Origin of the sequence: Kitasatospora griseola (genome assembly GCF_014648555.1) — a bacterium.
Taxonomy (GTDB): domain Bacteria; phylum Actinomycetota; class Actinomycetes; order Streptomycetales; family Streptomycetaceae; genus Kitasatospora; species Kitasatospora griseola.
In genome coordinates this window covers 1-2,793 of the sequence record NZ_BMRI01000059.1, presented here as the reverse complement: position 1 = coordinate 2,793, position 2,793 = coordinate 1, and the positions used below count along the sequence as shown (strand labels likewise).

Sequence of the window (2,793 nt, the reverse complement as noted above, 5' to 3'; positions counted from 1 at the left end):
TGCCGATCTGGGTGTCTCGGACGATGACGGCGCGGGCGGGGAGGTTGACGCCGGCGGCGACGATGGAGGTGGCGACGAGGATGTCGGCCTCGCGGGCGCGGAAGGCCTGTTCGGCGTCGTGTTTGTGGGGCCAGTCGCGGTAGTGCAGGCGTACTCCTGCTTTGGTGCACAGGCGCTCGACGAGGTCGGTGTCGTCCACATCGGCGCGGTTGGTGTCGATGCCGCGGTCGTGGGCGATGGCGAGGGCGGTGGTGCGGACGGCGCGTTTGCTGCCGCAGAAGACGAGGACGCTGCCGCCGGCGTCGGTGTGGTGGCGGGCGAGGCGGACGGCGTGCAGGCTGCGGGTGGCCCAGTCGGGGGCTTCGGCGTCGGCCGGCAGCTGGGGTAGTTGCCAGGTCTGGCGGGTGGGGCGCCAGGGTGAGCGCACCAGGGTGGCGCCGAGCCATTCGGCGAGTTGGTCGGCGTTGGCGACGGTGGCGGACAGGCCGATGATCCGTACCCGGGCGGCGTCCTCGCGTACGCGGGCGAGGAGCGCTTCGAGGACGGGTCCGCGGACGGGGTCGCCGAGCAGGTGGATCTCGTCGACGACGAGGCAGCCGACGTCGGCAAGGATCGCGCGCAGGGAGGCGGTGCGGCAGATCGCTTCGAACTTCTCGGTGGTGGCGATCCACAGGTCGGCGCGGCGGATCAGGTCGACGTCGACGGCGGCCTCGCCGGTGAGGCGGGCGACGCTCAGTCCGGCCCGGCGCCAGGAGGCGAGGTCGCGGTCGAGTTCGTCGGTCAGGGAGCGTTGCGGCACCAGCCAGGCGGCTTTGCGTCCGCGCTCGCGCGCGGTGAGGCAGGCGACCTGTCCGATCGCAGTCTTACCCGCCCCAGTGCGGGCGACGACCACCACATGGTCGTCGCCGTCGGTGACGGCAGGGACGGCGGCGGCCTGGACCGGGTTGAACGCCGGGTGCGGCAGCAACTGCTCCCATGCCGCGGGCACCAACTCGGCGACGGGCATGAACGTTGACGCGTCGTCGGCAGGCAGGTCTTCCAGGGCGTCCCACTGGGCGGCGAACGCGTCACGGGCCGCGTATGCGGCTGGCCCCGCCAACGGGGTCACCGCACCGGCGGGCCAGGCGGTCAGGTCGGTCGGGCCGCCCAGATCTGAGCGGGTGGTCACCACCTCTTCCTCCGCCCAGTGTTCCGCGGTGCGCACCTGGGTGCCGAGTGCGGTCAGACGCGCACGCAGCGGGCCGTACTCCTCCCCCGCCGGGATGATGGCGCGTGCGTCCTCGCAGGAGCGCAGCAGGAGTTCGGGGGGCACGAGGCCGGGGTCGGTGAGTTTGGCCCACCACAGGGCGCGTGTCTCTGGCTGCGCGGGAAGCGGCAGGTCTTCGGGCCATACCGGGCCGGGGGTGGCGGCCGGTGCCGCGCCGGCCGGGTGTGGCGGCCGGAGCGGGGTGACGGTCGGGCCTGGTCGGGTGGGGTGCCGGGCACGGGGCGGCCGGGAACGGGAGGAGCCGGCCCCAAGCGGCTTCGGGGGCACGCCTGGGGGCCGGGGTGGCCTTGGGCCGGCCTGCGGGTCGGGTTCTGGCCGGGGTGTCTTGCAGGAGTTTGTCGTAGGTCTTCACGCCGAGGTCGGCGAGGGTGAACGCGCGCGGGCAGGCGGGGCAGACCAGGGCGGTGTACCGGTACTGGCGGCCCGCGGACTCGTACGGGCGGCGCAGTGAGTGCAGGGGGCTTTCGCAGTCGGGGCAGGGACGGGGGACCTGTTCCTGGTAGGTCCAGCCGGGTTCGGTGAACCGCTCGGGCAGGCCGTCTTCCGGCAGGTCGCTCTGCCAGGTGCGGGCGAGGAGTTGGCGGATGGTCAGGCCGTCGGCGGTTTCCGTTTCGTGCACGGCGTTCACTGTGCCAGCGGCGGCGGAGTTTGCGTGGGGCTTTGCCCCAGCGGGGCGTTGGGTGTCGCCGTCGGGCATGCAGGTTTTCCGTTTCGGGGTGGATGGAGCGCGGGGCGGGGATCGGGGCGGTTGGGTGCAGCGGTGCCGGCCGGTCGGCGGGCTCGGGTGATCAGGCGCTGCCGGGAGTATGAGGGTGGGGGGTGGGGGGCTCTGTGGGAACGCGGGTGTGGATGTGGGTGTGGTGGAGGAAGGGGTCGAAGGGTTCCCACTCGGTGACGGCGATGTCTGCGGCGGTGCCGTAGTCATGGACGGCGCAGCGTTGTCTGCGCCATCGCAGTTGGACGCTGTAGGGCAGGTCGCTGAGGTAGTAGACGGCCATCTCGGTGGGCAGCAGGTGCGTGGCGAGGTGTCTGGGAGCAGTGCCTGCGGGTTCGACCGGCATGAGGGCCCATCGGCCCTCGTTGTGGTCGGTGACGGGGTTTCGGCAGCGGTCGCGGGTCCGGGTCTGGGCGACGCAGCGGGTGTGGGTCAGCGGGCCTGGTGCGAGGTAGTGGGTGTGGAGCATGTGGACGATCGGGCGTTGCGGGGGTGCGGTTTCGATCTGTGCGGGGTCGGTCTTGGGGGTGGTGGTGCCTTGGGCGGCGGGTTGGAAGCCGTGGTTGGCGAGGTGTCGGGTGTTCAGGGCGAGGGTGCGGCGCAGTTCGGTGAGGGTGGGGGTGGTGGCGCCGGTGTGGGGGATGTTCGTGGGGCACAGGGCGGTGTGGGCGATGCGGCACCAGGAGGACCCGCTGCCGCCGGGGTGGGCGATGCCGGAGGCGAGGTGCCAGCGTTTAGAAGTCATCTCATTTGGATAGCTAGACTCTGGGCGTGCTGATCGTGGAGCGTCTGGTGCCGGACGAGTTGTGGG

General features: G+C 72.1%; 2 protein-coding genes. Both read right to left on the bottom strand.

The features are described from left to right. A partial coding sequence (locus IEZ12_RS39760) for a DEAD/DEAH box helicase (protein ID WP_229848624.1) occupies window positions 1-1,312 on the bottom strand: 1,312 nt, incomplete at its 3' end. 743 nt (window positions 1,313-2,055) lie between these two features. After that, window positions 2,056-2,727: a DUF6083 domain-containing protein gene (locus IEZ12_RS35860; protein WP_229848621.1), complete on the bottom strand. Its 672-nt coding sequence runs from the start codon at window positions 2,725-2,727 to the stop codon at window positions 2,056-2,058. Window positions 2,728-2,793 lie beyond the last annotated feature (66 nt).

Coding starts and splice junctions, on each gene's coding strand:
- IEZ12_RS35860 (WP_229848621.1), bottom strand. CDS start 2,727: ATGACTTCTAAACGCTGGCACCTCGCCTCCGGCATCGCCCACCCCGGC.